Here is a 19,082-nt window from a genome sequence, read left to right as displayed (position 1 = left end):
TTATTTCCTGGTTTTTAAGCTAAGTAATTACACAATTTCAGATTTGTACAAATTAATTGCATACATATTTTTAGAAGGATGTTGAAACGATGATTATCGTGATGAAATCCGGTTCTCCTCGACAAGAAATTGACTTATTACTCACAGAACTTTCACGCTGGAATGTTGTCCCAGAACTCTCTGTAGGTAAACACAAAGTAGCTATCGGTTTAATTGGTGATACGGCAGAAATCGACGTGCAGCAAGTACAAAATTTAAGCCCTTTTATTGAGCAAGTGCTACGCATAAAGAAGCCATTTAAACGGACTAGTTTAGAGTTTCGTCATGGTGAACCCAGCGAAGTAAAGGTGTTTACACCCTCTGAAACCATCACCTTTGGTCAAAACCATCCTGTAGTTGTAATCGCAGGCCCCTGTTCTGTAGAAAGCGAAGAGATGATTGTAGAAACTGCACTGAAAGTCAAAGCAGCAGGTGCAAAGTTTCTCAGAGGAGGTGCTTACAAACCCAGAACTTCACCTTATGCTTTCCAGGGACATGGAGAAAGTGCTTTGGACTGGTTAGCAACAGCTAAATCGGTTTCTGGCTTGGGCATTATTACCGAGGTAATGGATGCGGCTGAATTGGAAGTAATTTCATCAGTTGCAGATATTTTGCAAATTGGCGCACGCAATATGCAAAACTTTTCCCTTTTGAAAAAAGTCGGTGCAACAAATAAACCTGTGTTCCTCAAACGTGGTTTGTCAGCCACTATTGAAGATTGGCTGATGTCAGCAGAGTATATTTTGGCAGCAGGAAATCCCAATGTGATTTTGTGCGAACGAGGTATTAGAACTTTTGATCGGGAATATACACGCAACACATTAGATATATCTGCAATTCCGGTTTTGCGTAATTTGACTCACCTGCCAATTGCGATCGATCCTAGCCATGCTACTGGTAAATCGGAATTGGTGACATCAATGGCGCTGGCTGCGATCGCGGCTGGTTGTGATTCGCTCATGGTTGAGGTTCACCCTAACCCTCAAAAAGCTCTTTCAGATGGGCCTCAATCGCTCAATTTTCCTAACTTTGAGCAATTTATGAAAGAAATCACTCCTCTGGGCAAATTCTTTGGTCGCTGGCAAGAACCAAGATACACAAACAGTAAAGTCACTCAGTCGCAGACATCCTTAGTAAATTGGAAGATTGGGGTTCTTTAATAATTGTTAACTCATCAGTCAAGATTGAAAACTTTAGTCACAACAAACTCAAGAAAACATGAATACAGTTAGCTTAAGTACAAACACTGCCCAGAAAACAGCCTTTTCTTTTGTCCCTAGTTCTGATGATGCTGTAGTTGTTGGCGATCGCAATCTCACTGTTGAAGAAGTAATTAGTGTAGCGCGTTATGGCAAACAGGTACGTTTAACTGACGATCCAGAAAAACTGGGTAATATCCAAGCATCCTGCGATTATATTCGTAATGCCGTTGAATCTGGTGAACCTATTTATGGGGTGACAACTGGATTTGGTGGGATGGCAAATGTGGTAATTTCTCCTGAATCTGCGACTTTACTACAAAACAATTTGATGTGGTATCACAAAGTCGGTGCAGGTAAAAAATTACCTCTAGTTGATGTTCGGGCTGCCATGCTGCTACGTGTGAATTCACACATTAGTGGTGCATCGGGGATTCGTTTAGAAATCCTCAAACGGATGTTGATATTTCTCAATGCTGGTGTTACACCTTATGTCTGCGAATTTGGTTCTATTGGTGCTAGTGGTGATTTAACACCCTTGGCATATATCACCGGAGCATTGATTGGTTTAAATTCCAGTTACACCGTTGACTTTAATGGTGAAGAAATAAATGCCCTAACAGCACTCAAAAGGCTGAATTTAGAGCCATTGCATCTACTTCCTAAAGAAGGGTTAGCAATGATGAATGGTACTTCAGTCATGACAGGTATCGCCGCTAATTGCGTCTACGACACCAAAAACCTTTTAGGTTTGTCAATGGCTGCCCACGCCTTAGCTATTCAAGGTTTAAATGGGACTAATCAATCATTCCACCCATTTATCCATAAACTCAAACCACATTCAGGACAAAGATGGGCTGCTGACCAAATGCTCAACCTGTTAGAAGGTTCACAGTTAGTTAGAGACGAGTTAAATGGCGATCACAACTATCGCGGCGAACATCCGATTCAAGACCGTTATTCACTGCGTTGTTTACCTCAATATATGGGGCCAATTGTCGATGGACTTGACCAAATTCAAAAACAAATTGAAGTAGAAATTAACTCTGTAACTGACAACCCACTTATCGATGTAGAAAACCAAGCAAGTTATCATGGCGGTAATTTCTTAGGGCAGTATATTGGTGTGGGCATGGATCAATTGCGTTATTACATCGGGTTGTTAGCTAAACATTTGGATGTCCAAATAGCGTACTTGGTTGCACCAGAATTTAACAATGGCCTATCTCCATCTTTAGTTGGTAACACAAATCGAATTGTCAACATGGGATTGAAGGGATTACAAATTACTGGCAACTCGATTATGCCTCTGTTAACCTTCTACGGAAATTCTATAGCCGATCGTTTTCCTACCCACGCAGAACAATATAACCAAAATATCAACAGCCAAGGTTTTGCTTCCGCAAATTTAGCACGTCAATCAGTAGAAATCTTTCAACAATATATAGCGATCGCTTTGATGTTTGGTGTGCAATCGGTTGATTTACGCACATACAAAAATTTGGAACATTATGATGCTCGTGCTACACTATCGCCTGCAACTAAAGATTTATATCTCGCAATCCGCAATGTAGTTGGACAACCACCTTCTGCTGAACGGCCTTATATTTGGGACGATAATGAACAAGCCCTAGACGAACACATTGCCAAAATTGCAACTGATATTGCCAATGGTGGACAAATTGTGCAAGCAGTTAACAATCTGTTGTTGATAGAGGATGTTTGAAAAGTTCTCTAAGCAGTAAATAATAGGAAACTGATGTAAAAACTCTTTAAATCTTCTTACCTTTGTGTCCTTTGTGTCCTTCGCGGTTCGTTTTTATTCTTTGGGATAAGTCAGAATACTGTATGTAAATTAAACTTGCACATTTACGAACCGCAGAGGCGCGGAGGACGCAGAGAGAAGAAAGAGAATGAAAAAATTAATTAACCCTAATGTATTGTCTTCTAAAATCATCTCAATCTATTACGAATAGTCATAACTTTTTCGATTAAATTGGGGAAAAAATACAATGCTTCGACAGAATATATATCAAAGTGTACGGAAAAATCCTCCTGGGCCACGTGGTTTTCCAATTATTGGCTGCTTTCCACAAATGTCAACAAATCCATTGCAATTTCTTACTAGTGCAGCGCGTGAACATGGTGGCGTTGTCCATCTAGGGGCAATTGGCCCGCAACAACTTTACTTAATTGCCGATCCAGATTGTATTAAGTATGTGCTGCAAGAAAATCCTCAGAACTATACAAAAGGTGAAAATTTCAAGGATATAAAACTGGTAATTGGTGAAGGCTTGGTAATTAGCGAGGGTGATTCATGGCGTTCTCAGCGTCGCCTAATGCAACCATCTTTTCACCGTCAGCAAATTGCCGCAATGGTCGATGATATGACCCAGCTTACTAACCAAATGTTAGAATGCTGGCAAAAAAAAGCTGCTGGAACAACTCTTGATGTCTCTGAGGAAATGCTCGTTTTGACGCAGAAAATTCTTCTGAAGACGACTTTGAGTATCGAAGCTGATAGCGATACCACTGAACTAATTCAGGCTTGGAATATTATCTACAAGTTCCTTAGCGATCGCTTATGGGCTGTCATCAAGCCGCCTATTAGCTTCCCCACGCCAAAAAATCGCCAGTTTACCCAAGCAATCAACACTCTCCGCACAGTTGCTAACAACATTATTCAGCAACGCAAACAAGGCAATCATAATACTCATGACATACTTTCAATGTTCATGAGTACCCAGGATGAATCTGGCAAGGGATTGAGCGATCGGCAATTACACGATCAAATAGTTGGACTCTTCTCGGCTGGATTTGAAACCTCAGCTGTAACACTTGGCTGGATTTGGTATTTGCTTTCTAAATATCCCAGCGTGGAACGCCAATTACAGGCAGAACTGACTACGGTATTGGCTGGAAGAACCCCAACTTTTGAGGATTTACCGCAGCTTAAATATACGAAAATGGTTGTCCAAGAAGCCATGCGACTTTATCCCGGTGCTTGGGTTTATGCCCGCAACAACCTAGCTGACGATTGCATTGGCGGTTATGATATCCCAGCTAATTCCATGCTTTTGATTAGTCCCTTTGTTACACACCGCCTCCCTGAGTTTTGGGATAATCCTGAAGGTTTTGATCCTGAGCGATTCACGCCAGAACGTTCTGGCGATCGCCCGCGTTATGCATACTTTCCTTTCGGCGGCGGCCAACGTCAATGCTTAGGTGACATGTTTGCGTTAACAGAAATTCAGCTAATTGTAGCAATGGTCTGTCAACGTTTCCGCCTCAATCTATTGCCAGAACACCCAGTTGAATGCCAGCCATTGCTAACTCTGCAAACCCAAAAAGGCATCATGATGACTTTGGAGCCACGAACTAAAGTTGATAACCTCAGTCATTTAAATACTCAAAAGACATTATTAACTCATTAAAGGACTTCCAAATAAAAAAATATTCCAAAACTGACGCAAAAATCTTCTTAATCTCTCCTCTCTCTGCGTCTCTGTGGTTCGTTTTTTGGGATAATTTATTCCTTGGATGCATAAATAACTGTCAAATTAAGCAAAAGTCATAAAATTTAGTGAGTAGTTTTAACTATGAATATTGCCAATCATATCGAGCGTGGTCATCAATTATATCCTGAAAAAATCGCTCTGGTTTTTGAAGATAAAATATTTACCTATAAACAGCTTAATCAGCTAGCAAATCGTGTTGCTAATGGGTTACATGGATTAGGAATTGAAAAAGGCGATCGCGTCATTTTGTTTTTGCCCAATATTCCAGAATTTATTATTTCTTATCTTGGCATTCTCAAAATTGGTGCGGTTGTCGTCTCAGTCAACGTCATGCTCAAAAGCAATGAAGTTAGCTACATTTTCAATGATTGTGCTGCTAAGGCAATAATTACCTCAGAGTCACTTGTTGAAAATGTCCCAGAGGTAGATTTACCAGAACTAGAACATATTTTGATTGCAGAAGGTAGCGCCACAAATGGAGTTTCTCTAGCGAAAGTGATGGAAAATGCTTCTCCTAATGCTTATGCTATTGAAATAGATCGTCATGCTCCTGCTAGCATCGTCTATACATCAGGAACAACAGGTTTTCCTAAAGGAGCAACCCTTTCCCACGGCAACATAATTTCTAATATGTATTCCCAAAACCGTTGTTGTGGAATGCAACCAAATGATCGATTACTACTTTACTTACCACTGTTCCATTGTTTTGGTCAAAATGCTATTCTTAACGCCGCATTAAATGTCTGTGCTACAATTATCCTACAACGCCGATTTGACCTTGAAAAAGTACTTGATGCCATCGCAATTCATCAAGTAACAATGTTCTTTGGTGTACCAACAGTATTCATTAATCTGTTAAATAGCGATTTATCTAGCTACAATCTCAATAGCGTGCGTTATTACTTCTCAGCAGCCGCACCGATGCCAATTGAAGTTGCACAAACTTGGCGAGATAAATATGGAAAAGTCATCAATGAAGGATATGGTTTAACTGAAACATCACCATGTGCATCTTATAATCATGATTTGAAATACAAACTCGGTTCCATTGGCGCTCCCATCGAGAATGTAGAAATGAAAGTTATTGATATTAAGGGGAATCAGGTAGAGCTTGGTGAATTGGGTCAAATAGTAATTCGAGGCCCTAATGTCATGCTTGGTTATTGGAATCGCCCATTTGAAACTGCTGAAGTAATTAAAGATGGTTGGTTCCATACTGGCGACATTGGTCGGGTAGATGAAGACGGTTTTTTCTACATCGTTGATCGATTAAAAGACATGATTAATATGTCTGGATTTAAAATATATCCAACTGAAGTAGAAAATGTAATTTATCAACACTCATCTGTTTCTGAGGTAGCTGTATATGGTGTGAATGATGATTATAAAGGTGAAATAGTTCATGCAAATATTATTTTGAAAGAGGGTCACGTCATTAGCGAAGAACAAATTATAAAATTTTGCTCTGAAAGAATGGCAAAATACAAACTTCCTTGCAACATTAATTTTGTAGATTCGCTGCCAAAAAACCCAACTGGGAAAGTACTGAAACGAGTTTTGCGTCAGCAATCAAGTTCTAAAAAGGTGTTGATAAATAAATCGTAACTGCAATCCAAGTATCTTTCCCAAAATACGCAAGTTTTTAAAACTTTAACTTATTGCGTAAAAAATCAACAAAAAGTAACCAAAATTGGTAATTATGAATATTAAATCTATCAACAAAAGCACTAATTCTTCTCAAGCTTTGGGAACGAAAACTAACCTCTCACCTAATCAAATCTCCTTTGATTCAACTGGATCTTCTATTTTCTCGCCTGCATCACTGAACGAAAAATCTCCAGAGTCAGAATTAACTCAACCCACAGTTGCAGAGGCTTTAATTGAGATCCTAGAAAATTTGGGAGTTGAGTATGGATTCGGTGTTTCAGGAGGCGGTATCGGGCCATTATGGGCAACATTAAACCGTAGCAGCATCCAATTGCTTCACTTCCGCCATGAATCAGGAGCAGCCTTCGCCGCAACTGAAACTTATTTTGCCAGCGATCGCCCCGTCGTGGTATTTACTACTACAGGCCCCGGGATCACTAACGCTCTGACTGGGCTTTTCGCCGCCCGAGGGGAAGGAGCAAAGGTAATTTTCTTATCAGCTGCAACCTCAACTGCAAATCGCGGTCGCGGAGCTTGTCAAGAAACTAGTGCCCACACAATGCCCTTCTCAGGAATTTTTACTTCCGGCCCATTATTCAATTACGCAACTATATTAGAATCTGGGGATCAACTACCAGAAATTTCTCGCAGACTTGCTCAAGGTTTAGCCCAACCAGGCAGCTTTGTAGCTCATATCAGCGTTCCCACCCCAATCCAGACGACACCATTAAAAGCACAGTTACCTCAGCAAGGCTTTTCTCAATCTGTACCAACAGCTAGCGAAGAAGCGATCGCTGAATGTGTAAAACTATTATCTGAAGAATCCTTTGCCATCTGGGTTGGCTTCGGGGCGCGACACGCCGCCGAGGAAATTCGCCAGTTGGCACAAAAAACCGGGGCGGCGGTAATGACATCACCTCGCGCCAAAGGGATTTTTCCAGAACATCATCCCCAATTTATCGGTGTCACAGGCTTTAGTGGACATTTATCAGTCCTGACATATATGCAGGAGCAACGACCGCAACGCATACTAGTGTTGGGAACGCGCCTTGGTGAACCTACCTCATTTTGGAGTCCGGCGATGATTCCCAGTAATGGATTCATTCATGTTGATATCGATCCGCAAGTTCCAGGAGTAGCTTATCCATCAGTAGAGACTGTTGCTGTCCACTCAGAAATCAAAGCATTCCTCAAAGCGATATTAAAACACTTGCCGGAACGTCTTAATTGGTTTCCCAATTCCTCACTACCGCGCCCTGAAATTTACACCAATGCTCCCCGCAACAATGGTTTAGTGCGCCCCGAAGTACTGATGGATGCAATTCAACGGCTGATTATTGAAGGCAGCGATGCTTCAATCTTAGCTGAAGCGGGTAACTCCTTTGCTTGGGCAACTCACTTGTTGCGATTTAAGCAACCAGGTCGTTACCGGATTAGTACTGGTTTTGGCTCTATGGGTCATGCTACTACCGGGGTAGTTGGTACAGCATTAGGGCGAAAAGGTAAAGCCGTTGCAATTGTTGGCGACGGAGCAATGCTGATGAACAACGAAGTCAGCACGGCAGTGAGATTTGAGGTTCCATCTGTCTGGATTATCCTCAACGATGGGCGTTACAATATGTGCGCTCAAGGAATGGCATTGCAGGGGTTAAGCGGCGAGGTTCCCATAGATACAGAGATACCGAGTACTGATTTTGCTGCGATCGCCAGAGCTATGGGAGCCGATGGTATCTGTGTTAATACTGAACTTGACTTAGAAGCAGCGCTACAAAAAGCACTTTCCTCTACTCTTCCATTCATTGTTGACGTGAAAATTGACCCAACGCGACCCGCACCTATTGGAGGCCGCATTCAAAGTTTGATTAAGCAAGGAGCTATAGAAGCTAAAACGGTTATTGGTCATTAGTCATTAGTCATTAGTACCAATGATTAATAACTACAGCATATTTCAAGTTACTGAAGTACACAATGATTCATATCAAAGCCAGGTATAAAGCCTGTTTTACTTCTGACTCCTGAATTCTGAATTCTGAATTCTGCTGTATATAGCGTTTCCAAATCATACAAGGTATATCATAGCCCCCTCATCGCTTGCGGGGAGGGGGTTGGGGGTGGGGTTCTTTTACCTCACTCAACTGAGAATCGTATCAGTATTTTCCACTTTTATCGTGTAACACGAAAAACAAAATCAAAAGGATATTTGTCATGACAACATTAGAACCAGTAGGTATTCGTGCAGTTTCAGTTAACTTTCCTAGCATCATCCGTACAAACAATTACTACAGAGAAAATTTCCCAAAGATGGTTGCTGAGGCTGAACAAAAAACTCTAGCGAAACTGTTTGTACCCGACCAAGCCACAGTCACCAGTGATGACGATATTTGGTCACAAGAGGTAACACCATATATGTCAGACCCCTTCCGTGGTACTGTCGAACGTAGGGTGTTAGCTCCCGATGAAACTTCGCTTTCACTAGAATATCGCGCCGCGCTCGATGCCCTTGAAGCTGCAAAGCTATCTCCTGAAGATATCGATCTTATGCTCGTTACTTCACTATTTCCAGAGCAAATCACACCTGGTAACGCTGCTTTTCTCGCTGGAAAACTGGGACTACAAGGTGCGGCGTGGAATATAGAATCAACTTGCACTTCGGTATTAGTTTCGCTTCAGACAGCCTGTTCTTTAGTGCAAACGGGACAGTATCGCAATGTCTTAGTGGTCGTGTCAACTACATATTCGCGCTACACTGACGAAAATGATACTTTAGCCTTTTTATCAGGCGACGGTGCTGGAGCCTTCGTAGTTGGTAAATTGAAAGCAAACCAAGGTATTCTCGGTACTAAAATTGCCAATACTGCTGCTACCTGCGGTGCTTTCTATAATGAATTCACCACCGATGAACATGGCAACGTCAAAATGTTCATTCGAGGCGGCAAGGGTGCAAGCAAAATGTTTAACGAGACAACAGTGAAGTTTATTCGTCTATGTTGCCACGGTGCGATCGCTGATGCTGGACTCACCTTAGATCAAATCAACTTTTTTGTCTTTAATACACCCAGCGCTTGGTATTCACGAGTTTGTACCCGCGCTCTAGGTATTGAACCAGAGCGTACAATCAACATCAATCCCCTATATGCGAACATTGGGCCAACCTTTCCTGTTGCTAATCTCTACCACGCCGCCCACGCAGGTAAAATTCGTGAAAATGACCTAGTTCTCGTCTACACAATGGGTTCCTCATCTAATGCTGGTGGTTGTGTAATGCGCTGGGGCGATGTCGCACTAGGCCCTGCTCCTGCTCCATCAGTTAGCTTTTCTCAACAAGAAGATAAAATTCTGATTCATCACTAAGAATTTTTGAGAATTCAGAAGTTCTCAGGAAGTTGCTTTGATTTTGGGGAATTGGGAATTGGGAATTAGGAATTGGGAATTGGGAAGAAAATTTGTAGGTTGGGTTGAACGAAGTGAAACCCAACAAAGCCTCGGAAATGTTGGTTTCGTTCCTCAACCCAACCTACGAAATTTAAGCTTTTTTAGTAAAACCTACGCAGTATTGAGTCCCATAGCAGTCAATTTAGTTCAATCTAAAAATGTTAAGGAATGAAACCTAATCTTCTCAAGAATTTGTTGAGTTCCGCAACAGCGAAACTCAACTTACAGCCTCTAACCTCTTACCTATGGAATTTCATTTTTAGAGAGAAATTTTCATAGGGAAGCAATGAGTAAATATGTACTCATATTTTTCACCCAATCAAAGAGGAGTTTTATATCAATTTGAGGTTATACATAATCTTTGTATTATCATTTTTCTCATAATACAAAAATTATGCACATACACATGGTACTGTTATCCATAACGCGATCGCGTGCTAAACGCTCAACTTTCCAGCATTCAAGTACAGCCATATTGCGAGACAACTAAAATGACTTTGTTAAATAAATTCTTCATAGCTTCTGCTATCAGCGCCGCAACATTTTTAGTTTTAGGAACAGTTGGCATAAATCCAGCACAAGCTGCTCTTTTTAAATTTACCTTTGAGAGTGAGGAAGCTAATGGTTACTTTATTTATGATGACTCAGCTACTAAAATAGAACCTCTTGGGCCTGACTTTCCTCTTGCTGAATATGATGGCTCGGTGGAACAATATTCTATTAATGCAGGGGGTATTGTTGCTGAGGGAACAAAAGGATCGCAACAAGATATACATAATGAAGCCAGAAATGTTGTTTATCTTGGACGTGTTGGTAATTTGGGCTACGACGATCCCATTGATGACTTTATTCTTTACATTCCTCCGGCTTCTCGTGGGGAGCAATACGGTTTGTCAATTCGCTTTAGTTACCCAGAGGGAACTTTTTCAGATTCTGTTGCCATCAGAACCAGCGTACCTGATACCGCTAGACTCAGAGTTTACCCATATTGGGATTTCCCTAATACAACGGGAGACTATACATTTCAAGGAACTGTTAAAACAAAAATCGAGAGGGTTCCTGAACCTGCATTAGTGTCTGCATTACTAGGAATGAGTGCTTGGTTTATTTTCCGTCGTCAGCGCCGACAATTATTATCTGTACAGGATTAATTATAGCGAGCCGACTTAGTATATTTAGGTCTTTTTCTGTTAGGTTATTCAATTTTGTGCCATGAAGCTATAAAGTGGCAAAAAACTCTTAAGACTAACAGTTTTTGGTAATCAATCTTTTTTAGAGGTAATCAAAATGGCTCTCCTCAATAAATTATCGGTTTCTGCTATTTCCAGCGCCGCAGCGTTACTCATGTCAGTAACATTAAATCAAGATACTGCTCAAGCAGCATTGTATAAATTCAGCTTTGAGGGTGAGGGAGTGAATGGTTACTTTACTTACAATGACACTACCGAAGGGTATGCAAATTCACCCAACGCTACCGGATATTTTGAAGCGGGATATGACTATAAATTTGACTTGGGAGATAAGGGAGTTTTTGAAGGAACTATAGGCAATCCGATCGTTTTTTTACCCCGTCAAGAAGATGGGATTACAGCACCTGAAACCGACGATTTTCTTTGGGAAGTACTCGCTTCTCAACGGGAGCCAGCATCCTCCCTTGCTTTCGTGAGCTATTTTCATTACCCAAAGGGTTCATTTGATGGATCTACCGCCATCCGAACAACAGTTCCAAGTACTGCAATCCTTGATGTCTATCCAAATGTAGACTTTCCTAATTCAATAGGCAATCTACTGTATACAGGAACTGTCCAAACCCGAATTGAAAGGGTTTTTGAGCCTGGATTCTTGCCTGCATTGTTAGGAGTAGGCGCTTACTTTATCTTCTGTCGTCGTCAGCGCCAAGGAAAACTAATTGATACAGATATGTAGAAAAGACCCAGTCTAGATTACCCCTCTTTTATCACTTTTAGTCAAACTGGAAATTGTCGAACAATCGTTAATTTATCTAAAGTAATGAAAGAGGCTTAGAAATAGTTTTCTAACTCTTTAATCTCAATAATCTCTCTAAAAGTTTCTCAGAACATATCGGAATCCGGTTTGATTTACAGAAAATATCTGTAGGATGTGAGCGCGGAGAGTACGGCATCGAATTCTTGATAATATAGGACTCATATTTGATTTTTGAACAAAACTCAGCACACCTTTATTCCTTCTTACCAGTCCTCAGTCCCCAATCCCCAGTCCCTTACCTTTACAAGTGATTCAGAAATCAAATAGTAATCCTATAGTGCGTTACGAACTCCGTTCTAACACACTCTACAATACCTAATTTCGTTCAAAAAACAAATATGATTACTATATACCTGATATATATCGCATCAAAACTACAATAGGCGATCGCACTATTAAAAGCAGTATCAAACTAGTGATATTGAGAGATAGTAGACATCAATCTCAGTAAGAGAGTTACATAATTCTTACTATTTATCTACCTTTACTATTTCTGAAAATTAAACTAACAACTCGAAAACAAGCTCCAGTTATTTTGGGTTGAGAAAGTAGCTAATTAAAACTTTGTATTGGAACAAAAATTGAGTGTTTAAGGGTTAAATCAATATGGATAAGTTCACATTGCTTACACATACATACCAAAAAAATCACATATCAGCGTCACTCGCAGAATGGCGGGTGCGAGGACTCCGGGGTGCAACTACAGTCAGCCAAAACTCAGCCCAAGCGATCGCTGAGGCTGTAGATGAGTTATTGAATGCCTTAGAAGCAAACAATCCTTTAGATCCTGCCGAAATCGTTAGTGTCACCTTTTCAGCGACTCCTGATTTAGATGCAATCTTTCCCGCTGCGGTGGCACGTCAACGTCCGGGTTGGGATCAAGTTCCTCTATTGGATGTGCAGCAAATGCAGGTAAACGGTAGCCTGAAATGCTGTATTCGGGTGCTAATTCACCTTAATACCCCCATACTTCAAAATGCATTACGCCCGGTCTATTTGCGTGGCGCTGCACAGTTACGCCCGGATATAGCGAGATGCAGTTAAGCGACACCGAATAGCCCGTCGCAGACATCGCTATTTTTGAAAAAATAATCATCTTCTATTGAAGAGGTCTTATGCTTCCAGAAAAGCTGAAACAAATTGACCAACAACTCATTGATTTACTAGGTAAAAGAATTGCAGTTTTAGCTGAATCACAATTTATATCTTTAGAAGAACAAATTACTAATTTTGCATTTTCCTTAGTACAGGCTGGTGTTCCAGAATCAATGTGGAAAAACCTGGTTACAGGTTGCACCTCTGCTGCTAATACATTTTCGCCAGCAAATACCAAACCACGACGGGTTACTCTAGTTGGTGGACGCGGCATGATGGGGCACTTTTTTCAGCAGAAATTATCAGCCGCCGGTCACTACATCAGTATTCTCGACCAGGGGGACTGGGAACAAGCAGAATCGCTCCTAAAAAAAGCAGATTTAGTTTTAGTTTGTGTTCCTATTGAATATACAATAGATGCGATCCATAAACTTGCTAAATACCTCTCTCCAACTACTGCTTTAGCTGATATTGCTAGTATTAAAACTCCAATATTACAGACTATGCTTGAGCAGCATAGTGGGCCTGTAATGAGCTTACATCCAATGTTTGGCCCAGGCATCAAATCGTTCTTATGCCAAAAAGTGGTAGTATGTTCTGGTCGTGGAGACGATGCATTCCAATGGCTTTTAGATTTAATTGAACATGATGGTGGTAAACTGATTGTATCCACACCAAAAGAACACGATGAAATGATGATTGCTGTTCAAGCAATCCGTAATTTTACAACGTTTAGTCTTGGTGTTTTCCTAGCAGAACAAAACATTGATATCCGTCGTAGCTTAGATTTTTCTAGCCCAATTTTTCGTCTAGAAATGGATATAGTTGGTCGCTTGTTCAGTCAGTCTGCACCTCTGGTAGTGGATATTATGCTTGCGACATCAGAGCGTCGAGAAGCTATTGGACAACTAGCGATCGCTTATAATCGCTTGGCGCAATTAGTTATTCAAAACGATCGAGATAGTTTAATCCAGGAGTTCAAAGCAACCCATAGCTTTTTGGCAGAAGACATGCACTCTGCTGTAGAAGAAAGTACTCATCTGATTGACACCTTGAGTACACTCTTAGCGGCTAAAGATGTTGAACAAAAACAACTATGTTTCGTTAGTAAACAAAATGCGATGCCTTCTTTACGAGAGGCTTCTCTTTCAGAGACGCTAACGCGATCGCCAACGGCGGGAGTAGCGATCGCTAATCAACCTATAGCGCCACGAGTCGAGATTATTTCTCATGGGAGAACTAGTGAATCCAAAGGCTAGAGCGCATTCGCACAGCGTCTAGTTAGAGTTTCAAAGAGTTATTGCGTAAGTCCAATTCCTTGTAGACTCAACACTAATTTTTACAACCAAAATCAAAAATGTTAACTAGAAAGCAATTTTTAACGATGAGTGCAGGTTTAGGAGCCGGAGTTCTGCTCCCCGAACTACTTAAAGGAAAGAGAACCTATGCAGCCTCGCCCTCACTTTCAAAATTTACCGAGTCTCTGCCCATTTCATACCCAATTTCACCGCCTAGTACCTTAGATATTGCACCAGGTACACACTCGTTCCATAGCAGCTTAGGGTCTTCTACCACCTGGGGTTACGGCGGATTGCCTTATCTTGGCCCCACTTTCGAGGTAGCAAGGGGAACGCCCGTTACGATTCAGGCATTCAATAAACTTGGCACTCATCCATTAGCTGCGTCAGTGGATACAAACTTGCATGGTGTCAATGCATCTGACATAACCAATCCCCGGACAATCATCCACTTACACGGCAGCAATACCGAACCTGAAAGCGATGGTTATCCAGAAGATACATATCTGCCTGGAGAGAGCAATGTGTACAACTACAACAATAATCAAGAGTCAGGAACACTTTGGTATCATGACCATTCCCTTGGCATGACCGCCTTGAACCTCCAAGCCGGGTTAGCTGGAATGTATCTGATTAGAGATGACGACGATCCCATTGGTGGCAATGGCCCCCTTGGTATCCCTGCCGGAGCGCCTTATGAAATACCGTTGGTGCTGCAAGATCATTCCTTCGATTCCGATGGTTCGATGTCTTTTCCAGCGACATGGAAAACTGAGTTTTACGCTGATGTTGCTGTCGTCAACGGCAAGGCTTGGCCAAACCTCAATGTTGACCGAACTTTGTACCGCTTCCGCATCGTCAACGCCTCAAACTCCCGATTCTTCAGATTAAAGCTGTCGTCAAATCAGCAACTAATTCAAATTGGCAGTGACGGAGGATTCCTAAACGCTCCAGTATATTTGTCTAAGCTACTGCTAGGGCCTGGTGAACGAGCAGACGTACTCATCGATTTTTCTCAAAGCCTGCCAGGGGAGAAAATTGTATTGCAAAACGACGCTGCTGCACCGTATCCCAAAGGTTTGGCTACGGTAATTGCTCAGGGTTTCTTTCAAATGCCAGAAGTTATGCAGTTTACAGTGAATCAGGGCGCTGCCGTTCCTAAACCTATTCCCACAAGGCTACGAGTAAACAATCCATTAATCACAAAAATTGCTACAAAACCAGTGAAAGAGCGCAACCTGGTTCTAATAGATATTTTGAACTCTAACTTTCAAGTATTAGCCATGATACTCAATGCCGTCTACTGGCATGAAGCAGCCAACCACCCAGAATTAAGAGAGCAACCACAAGTAGACACAGTAGAACAATGGAACTTCATCAACCTCCAGCCATTTGCCCACACAATGCACCTGCATCTAGTACCATTTCAAATCCTCAACCGCCAATCAATCAATGATAGTGCGTACTCAGCAGCATACAGGGCTACTGGGCCGCGTAAAGTACTCATGCACAATGCAGCAGGTGGGGATACAGTGCCTTATGGTTATCCACCACTTGATCCTACCCCCTATTTAAAAGGTTCAGCAAAACCGCCAGCAGCAAACGAAGCTGGTTGGAAAGATACTGTAGTAGTCAATCCGTTTGAGGTGGTTCGTGTAATAGTTCCTTTTGGTGCTAAAGCCGCAGCAAACTTACCTTTTGGCAATTCATTCACTGGACGATTTGTGTGGCACTGCCACATGCTGAATCACGAGGATAACGACATGATGCTACCCTTTGACGTTCTACCGTAGCCTCGTATGTATTGCGAAGAGAATTAAAGATGGGGTTCTTTAAGAATAAGTCATTAACCGAAGACGATCTTATAGTGATTTGAAATAAAAGGGGAAATGGAATGAATTTTGACAAAAAACTTGCAGCTACTCTTACTGGCACGGTCTGTTTTCTAACGGCTATGATGGCTCCTGTTTCGGCTGCCATGTTTAATTTTTCCTACTCTGGTACAAGTGTACTGAACCCAAATGACATTGTTACAGCCAGTGGAACATTAACAACTAACTCTTACGATTCCACCACAAATAGTTATGAGATTATAGATATTACTGGCACTAGAAATGGCGATCCAATAGAATCTTTATTATCTCCAGGATCATTTCTTGACAATGACAATCTCTTACTAGCTGATTCTCCAGCATTGAGTGAATTTGGATTTGCTTACACCGCAGGAGGAGTGTCATATAATGTTTTTAACACTTATGACTATTTAGAAGTTGGATATCAAGGTTCCTATACAGGTTATCCTCTCAGTTCTTTTTCTATAACACCTATACCTGAGTCTTCCTTAATGTTGGGAATACTAAGTGTAACTGTTTTACTAGCTGTCAACAAAATTAATCGGAAGGTAATTCTTAAAAAACTCAATCATCCCAATGGAAGCGTTGCTGATTAAAAGATTGTTTTAGGGACTTCCAAGAAATAAATTACCCAAATGAAACGAACCACAGAGACACAGAGAACACAGAGGAATGAGGAGGAGAGAGTTTTTTCGTCAGTTTTTTGAGTATTTTTTTATTTGGAAGTCCCTTAAATGAGGTACATCATAGCCCCCTCCTTGCTTGCGGGGAGGGGGTTGGGGGTGGGGTTCTTGTATCTTCACCAGACCGGGAAACGCTATATTTAATTTAACTATATTTGTGATTTAGCAACACCGATAATTAAGTTTATATCTTCGTTAACTCAAACAAATGATGCAAATTCATATTTATGCACAGCAGGGAGATATTGCAGGAGTCAGGGATAAAATAGCCAATGGCATTGATATTGATTGCCCAGATGAGTATTCTCACCAAACACCATTAATGTATGCGGTTAGTAGCGCCAATGCAGGCATTGATATGATTCGCTTCCTCTTAGAACATGGTGCAAATGTAAATGCTGTTGAACAAGAATCTCAAAATACTGTACTTGGCTTGGCTGTGCAGTCGGGAAATCTAAATAAAATTCAATTGATTCTGGATTCTGGAGCGGATATTAACTATCAAAGTCCAGACGGATATGATGTCTTAATTCATGCTATGTATGGTCGAGATATTTTGCAGGATCAAAACTTAATATCAACTTTGAATTTACTTATCTCTAGAGGTGTTGCTGTCAATGGCATTAGTAGCTATGGTGAATCTGCAATCAAAGTCGCTGCTCATATTGGGAGATTTGATGCTGTCAAATTATTATTGAATGCAGGTGCTAACCCAGAACAACTGGGATGGACAGAATTAATGCACGCTATCGTTTTTGACAGCTTAGAGCAAGTAAAGTTATTGCTAGAGGAAGGAGCAGATAAAGATGTGCGTGATTGTTGGCATAGAACGCCTTGGTTGTTAAGTGTTCAGATGGGCGAACTAGCTAAAGCTAAATTACTTTTAGCTGCAACAGCAAATCACAACGATGTGGGAAACTGCGGAAAAACGCCGTTAATGTATGCGATAGAAAGTGATAAGCCTGAAGTTCTAGAGTGGCTAATTGTAGAGGGATTTGATATTGAAGCCACTGATGATTTTGGTAACACTGCGTTAATAATCGCAGCAGAGCATGGTGCTACTGATTGTGTCAGAATTTTACTAGAAGCTGGTGCAAACCCCAGCAAAATCAATAATTGTAATGATACAGCCATCAAGGTAGCTGCAAATAAGCAAATTGTCAGAATGTTAGTTGCAACTGGTGAAGATTTGAGCGATATTAATGATAATATGCGGCGATCGCTCACCGGAATTGACAACAGCAAATTTTCACTATCCAAATTATCACCAGAGCAATATTTTGCTGGCAAACATCCGCGCTTTGGCAAAATCAATCCAGAATTGATGCAAATACCTTTTTGGCAAGCGATGATTTGTGAAGGTTGTTCTGCTTATACAGCCAAAAATATTTTTAACGATACAGAGAATTGGCAAGAGAAAGTATGGTGTTATGACCGATTTGGCAGAACTATTACAGAATTACCAGATGGCAGAATTGTAGAAATTGCTGGTGAGCATGAAGACTACTACGATCCTGATTTTTGTATCTATAACGATGTTGTAGTTTATCAAAGTGATGGAAATTTTCAGATATTCGGTTATCCCGAAGATGTTTTTGTGCCAACTGATTTTCATTCAGCCACATTATTTGGAAAATACATATATATTATCGGTAATTTAGGATATACCAACACTAGAATCTATAATCAAACCCAAGTCTATAAATTACATATTCACACATTTAAAATAGAAAAATTAGAGACAACTGGTGATAAACCAGGATGGATTAGTAGACACAAAGCTTATTATAAAAATCCAGCTAAAATTTATATTACTGGCGGTAAATTGTCTGTATTGGTTAATGACCAATCAGAAGATTATATAGATAATTCAGTTGATTACATATTGGATTTAGTTGACTTAACTTGGAGTCGCGCTACTGTTGAAACATAACTCTATCTTTGAGACAGTAATTACCTAATGGTAAAAAATCAGTATGCCCTCTCCTACGTTTCAATCACTAATAGGGATTTAGATGCAATTTTACAGCAATCAAGTTAGTCATAAATCAATACGGTTCATTTAAGGGCTATTGGTCAAAAATTTTGGTTTTCGAGACGCGATAAATCGCCGTCTCTACAAGTGTTTTGGTCTTATCTAAAACTGTATTAAGTCATAAATCAGTTCAGTTTCAATCCCTAATAGGGATTTAGATGAATTGCAATACTAAATCAGCTAAAGTTTCAGAATCTTTATACCAATTCTGTATGAAGATGCGCCAAACTACGTCAAACTTATAGATGGGTGCATTTAGTAATTTTGTTATGAGTC

Annotated in this window: 13 protein-coding genes; all 13 read left to right on the top strand. The window is 40.8% G+C overall.

Going from position 1 to position 19,082, the window contains the following annotated elements; all coding sequences use genetic code 11:
• Positions 1–89: 89 nt before the first annotated feature.
• The 13 genes from aroF to RMZ41_RS11845 all read left to right on the top strand — a co-directional run bounded on the left by aroF (position 90) and on the right by RMZ41_RS11845 (position 18,704).
• Positions 90–1,199, top strand: coding sequence for a 3-deoxy-7-phosphoheptulonate synthase (aroF, locus tag RMZ41_RS11905; RefSeq protein ID WP_322643440.1), 1,110 nt, complete (start codon positions 90–92; stop codon positions 1,197–1,199).
• A 58-nt stretch (positions 1,200–1,257) separates the two neighbouring features.
• A complete protein-coding gene (locus tag RMZ41_RS11900; RefSeq protein WP_322643439.1) occupies positions 1,258–2,964 on the top strand; it encodes an aromatic amino acid ammonia-lyase in 1,707 nt (568 codons plus the stop codon).
• A 286-nt stretch (positions 2,965–3,250) separates the two neighbouring features.
• A complete protein-coding gene (locus RMZ41_RS11895) occupies positions 3,251–4,672 on the top strand; it encodes a cytochrome P450 (RefSeq protein ID WP_322643438.1) in 1,422 nt (473 codons plus the stop codon).
• Positions 4,673–4,837: 165 nt separating this feature from the next.
• Positions 4,838–6,361, top strand: a complete 1,524-nt coding sequence (locus RMZ41_RS11890) for a long-chain fatty acid--CoA ligase (protein WP_322643437.1) — start codon at positions 4,838–4,840, stop codon at positions 6,359–6,361.
• Between the two features lie 94 nt (positions 6,362–6,455).
• Positions 6,456–8,309: a ScyA-related TPP-binding enzyme gene (locus tag RMZ41_RS11885; protein ID WP_322643436.1), complete on the top strand. Its 1,854-nt coding sequence runs from the start codon at positions 6,456–6,458 to the stop codon at positions 8,307–8,309.
• A gap of 299 nt (positions 8,310–8,608) precedes the next feature.
• Positions 8,609–9,754, top strand: a complete 1,146-nt coding sequence (locus RMZ41_RS11880; RefSeq protein ID WP_322643435.1) for a 3-oxoacyl-ACP synthase III family protein — start codon at positions 8,609–8,611, stop codon at positions 9,752–9,754.
• A gap of 572 nt (positions 9,755–10,326) precedes the next feature.
• A complete protein-coding gene (locus tag RMZ41_RS11875) occupies positions 10,327–10,986 on the top strand; it encodes a hypothetical protein (RefSeq protein WP_322643433.1) in 660 nt (219 codons plus the stop codon).
• Between the two features lie 136 nt (positions 10,987–11,122).
• Positions 11,123–11,761 (top strand): hypothetical protein, encoded by a 639-nt coding sequence (locus RMZ41_RS11870; protein ID WP_322643432.1) that lies wholly within the window; start codon positions 11,123–11,125, stop codon positions 11,759–11,761.
• A 687-nt stretch (positions 11,762–12,448) separates the two neighbouring features.
• A complete protein-coding gene (gene aroH / locus RMZ41_RS11865) occupies positions 12,449–12,886 on the top strand; it encodes a chorismate mutase (RefSeq protein ID WP_322643431.1) in 438 nt (145 codons plus the stop codon).
• 71 nt (positions 12,887–12,957) lie between these two features.
• Positions 12,958–14,196 carry a bifunctional chorismate mutase/prephenate dehydrogenase gene (gene tyrA / locus RMZ41_RS11860; protein ID WP_322643430.1) on the top strand — a complete coding sequence of 413 codons (1,239 nt, stop codon included), beginning with the start codon at positions 12,958–12,960 and terminating at the stop codon, positions 14,194–14,196.
• A 98-nt stretch (positions 14,197–14,294) separates the two neighbouring features.
• A complete protein-coding gene (locus RMZ41_RS11855) occupies positions 14,295–16,028 on the top strand; it encodes a multicopper oxidase family protein (RefSeq protein WP_322643429.1) in 1,734 nt (577 codons plus the stop codon).
• A gap of 101 nt (positions 16,029–16,129) precedes the next feature.
• Positions 16,130–16,684, top strand: a complete 555-nt coding sequence (locus RMZ41_RS11850; protein WP_322643428.1) for a hypothetical protein — start codon at positions 16,130–16,132, stop codon at positions 16,682–16,684.
• Positions 16,685–16,979: 295 nt separating this feature from the next.
• Complete coding sequence (locus RMZ41_RS11845; RefSeq protein ID WP_322643427.1) at positions 16,980–18,704, top strand: ankyrin repeat domain-containing protein; 1,725 nt, start codon at positions 16,980–16,982, stop codon at positions 18,702–18,704.
• The last annotated feature ends 378 nt before the right edge of the window (positions 18,705–19,082 follow it).

The sequence above is a fragment of the Nostoc sp. DedVER02 genome (assembly GCF_034530675.2).
Taxonomy (GTDB): domain Bacteria; phylum Cyanobacteriota; class Cyanobacteriia; order Cyanobacteriales; family Nostocaceae; genus Nostoc.
This window is presented reverse-complemented; position numbering and strand designations above follow the sequence as displayed.

Coding starts and splice junctions, on each gene's coding strand:
- aroF (WP_322643440.1), top strand. CDS start 90: ATGATTATCGTGATGAAATCCGGTTCTCCTCGACAAGAAATTGACTTA.
- tyrA (WP_322643430.1), top strand. CDS start 12,958: ATGCTTCCAGAAAAGCTGAAACAAATTGACCAACAACTCATTGATTTA.
- RMZ41_RS11890 (WP_322643437.1), top strand. CDS start 4,838: ATGAATATTGCCAATCATATCGAGCGTGGTCATCAATTATATCCTGAA.
- aroH (WP_322643431.1), top strand. CDS start 12,449: ATGGATAAGTTCACATTGCTTACACATACATACCAAAAAAATCACATA.
- RMZ41_RS11900 (WP_322643439.1), top strand. CDS start 1,258: ATGAATACAGTTAGCTTAAGTACAAACACTGCCCAGAAAACAGCCTTT.
- RMZ41_RS11875 (WP_322643433.1), top strand. CDS start 10,327: ATGACTTTGTTAAATAAATTCTTCATAGCTTCTGCTATCAGCGCCGCA.
- RMZ41_RS11850 (WP_322643428.1), top strand. CDS start 16,130: ATGAATTTTGACAAAAAACTTGCAGCTACTCTTACTGGCACGGTCTGT.
- RMZ41_RS11895 (WP_322643438.1), top strand. CDS start 3,251: ATGCTTCGACAGAATATATATCAAAGTGTACGGAAAAATCCTCCTGGG.
- RMZ41_RS11885 (WP_322643436.1), top strand. CDS start 6,456: ATGAATATTAAATCTATCAACAAAAGCACTAATTCTTCTCAAGCTTTG.
- RMZ41_RS11880 (WP_322643435.1), top strand. CDS start 8,609: ATGACAACATTAGAACCAGTAGGTATTCGTGCAGTTTCAGTTAACTTT.
- RMZ41_RS11855 (WP_322643429.1), top strand. CDS start 14,295: ATGTTAACTAGAAAGCAATTTTTAACGATGAGTGCAGGTTTAGGAGCC.
- RMZ41_RS11845 (WP_322643427.1), top strand. CDS start 16,980: ATGATGCAAATTCATATTTATGCACAGCAGGGAGATATTGCAGGAGTC.
- RMZ41_RS11870 (WP_322643432.1), top strand. CDS start 11,123: ATGGCTCTCCTCAATAAATTATCGGTTTCTGCTATTTCCAGCGCCGCA.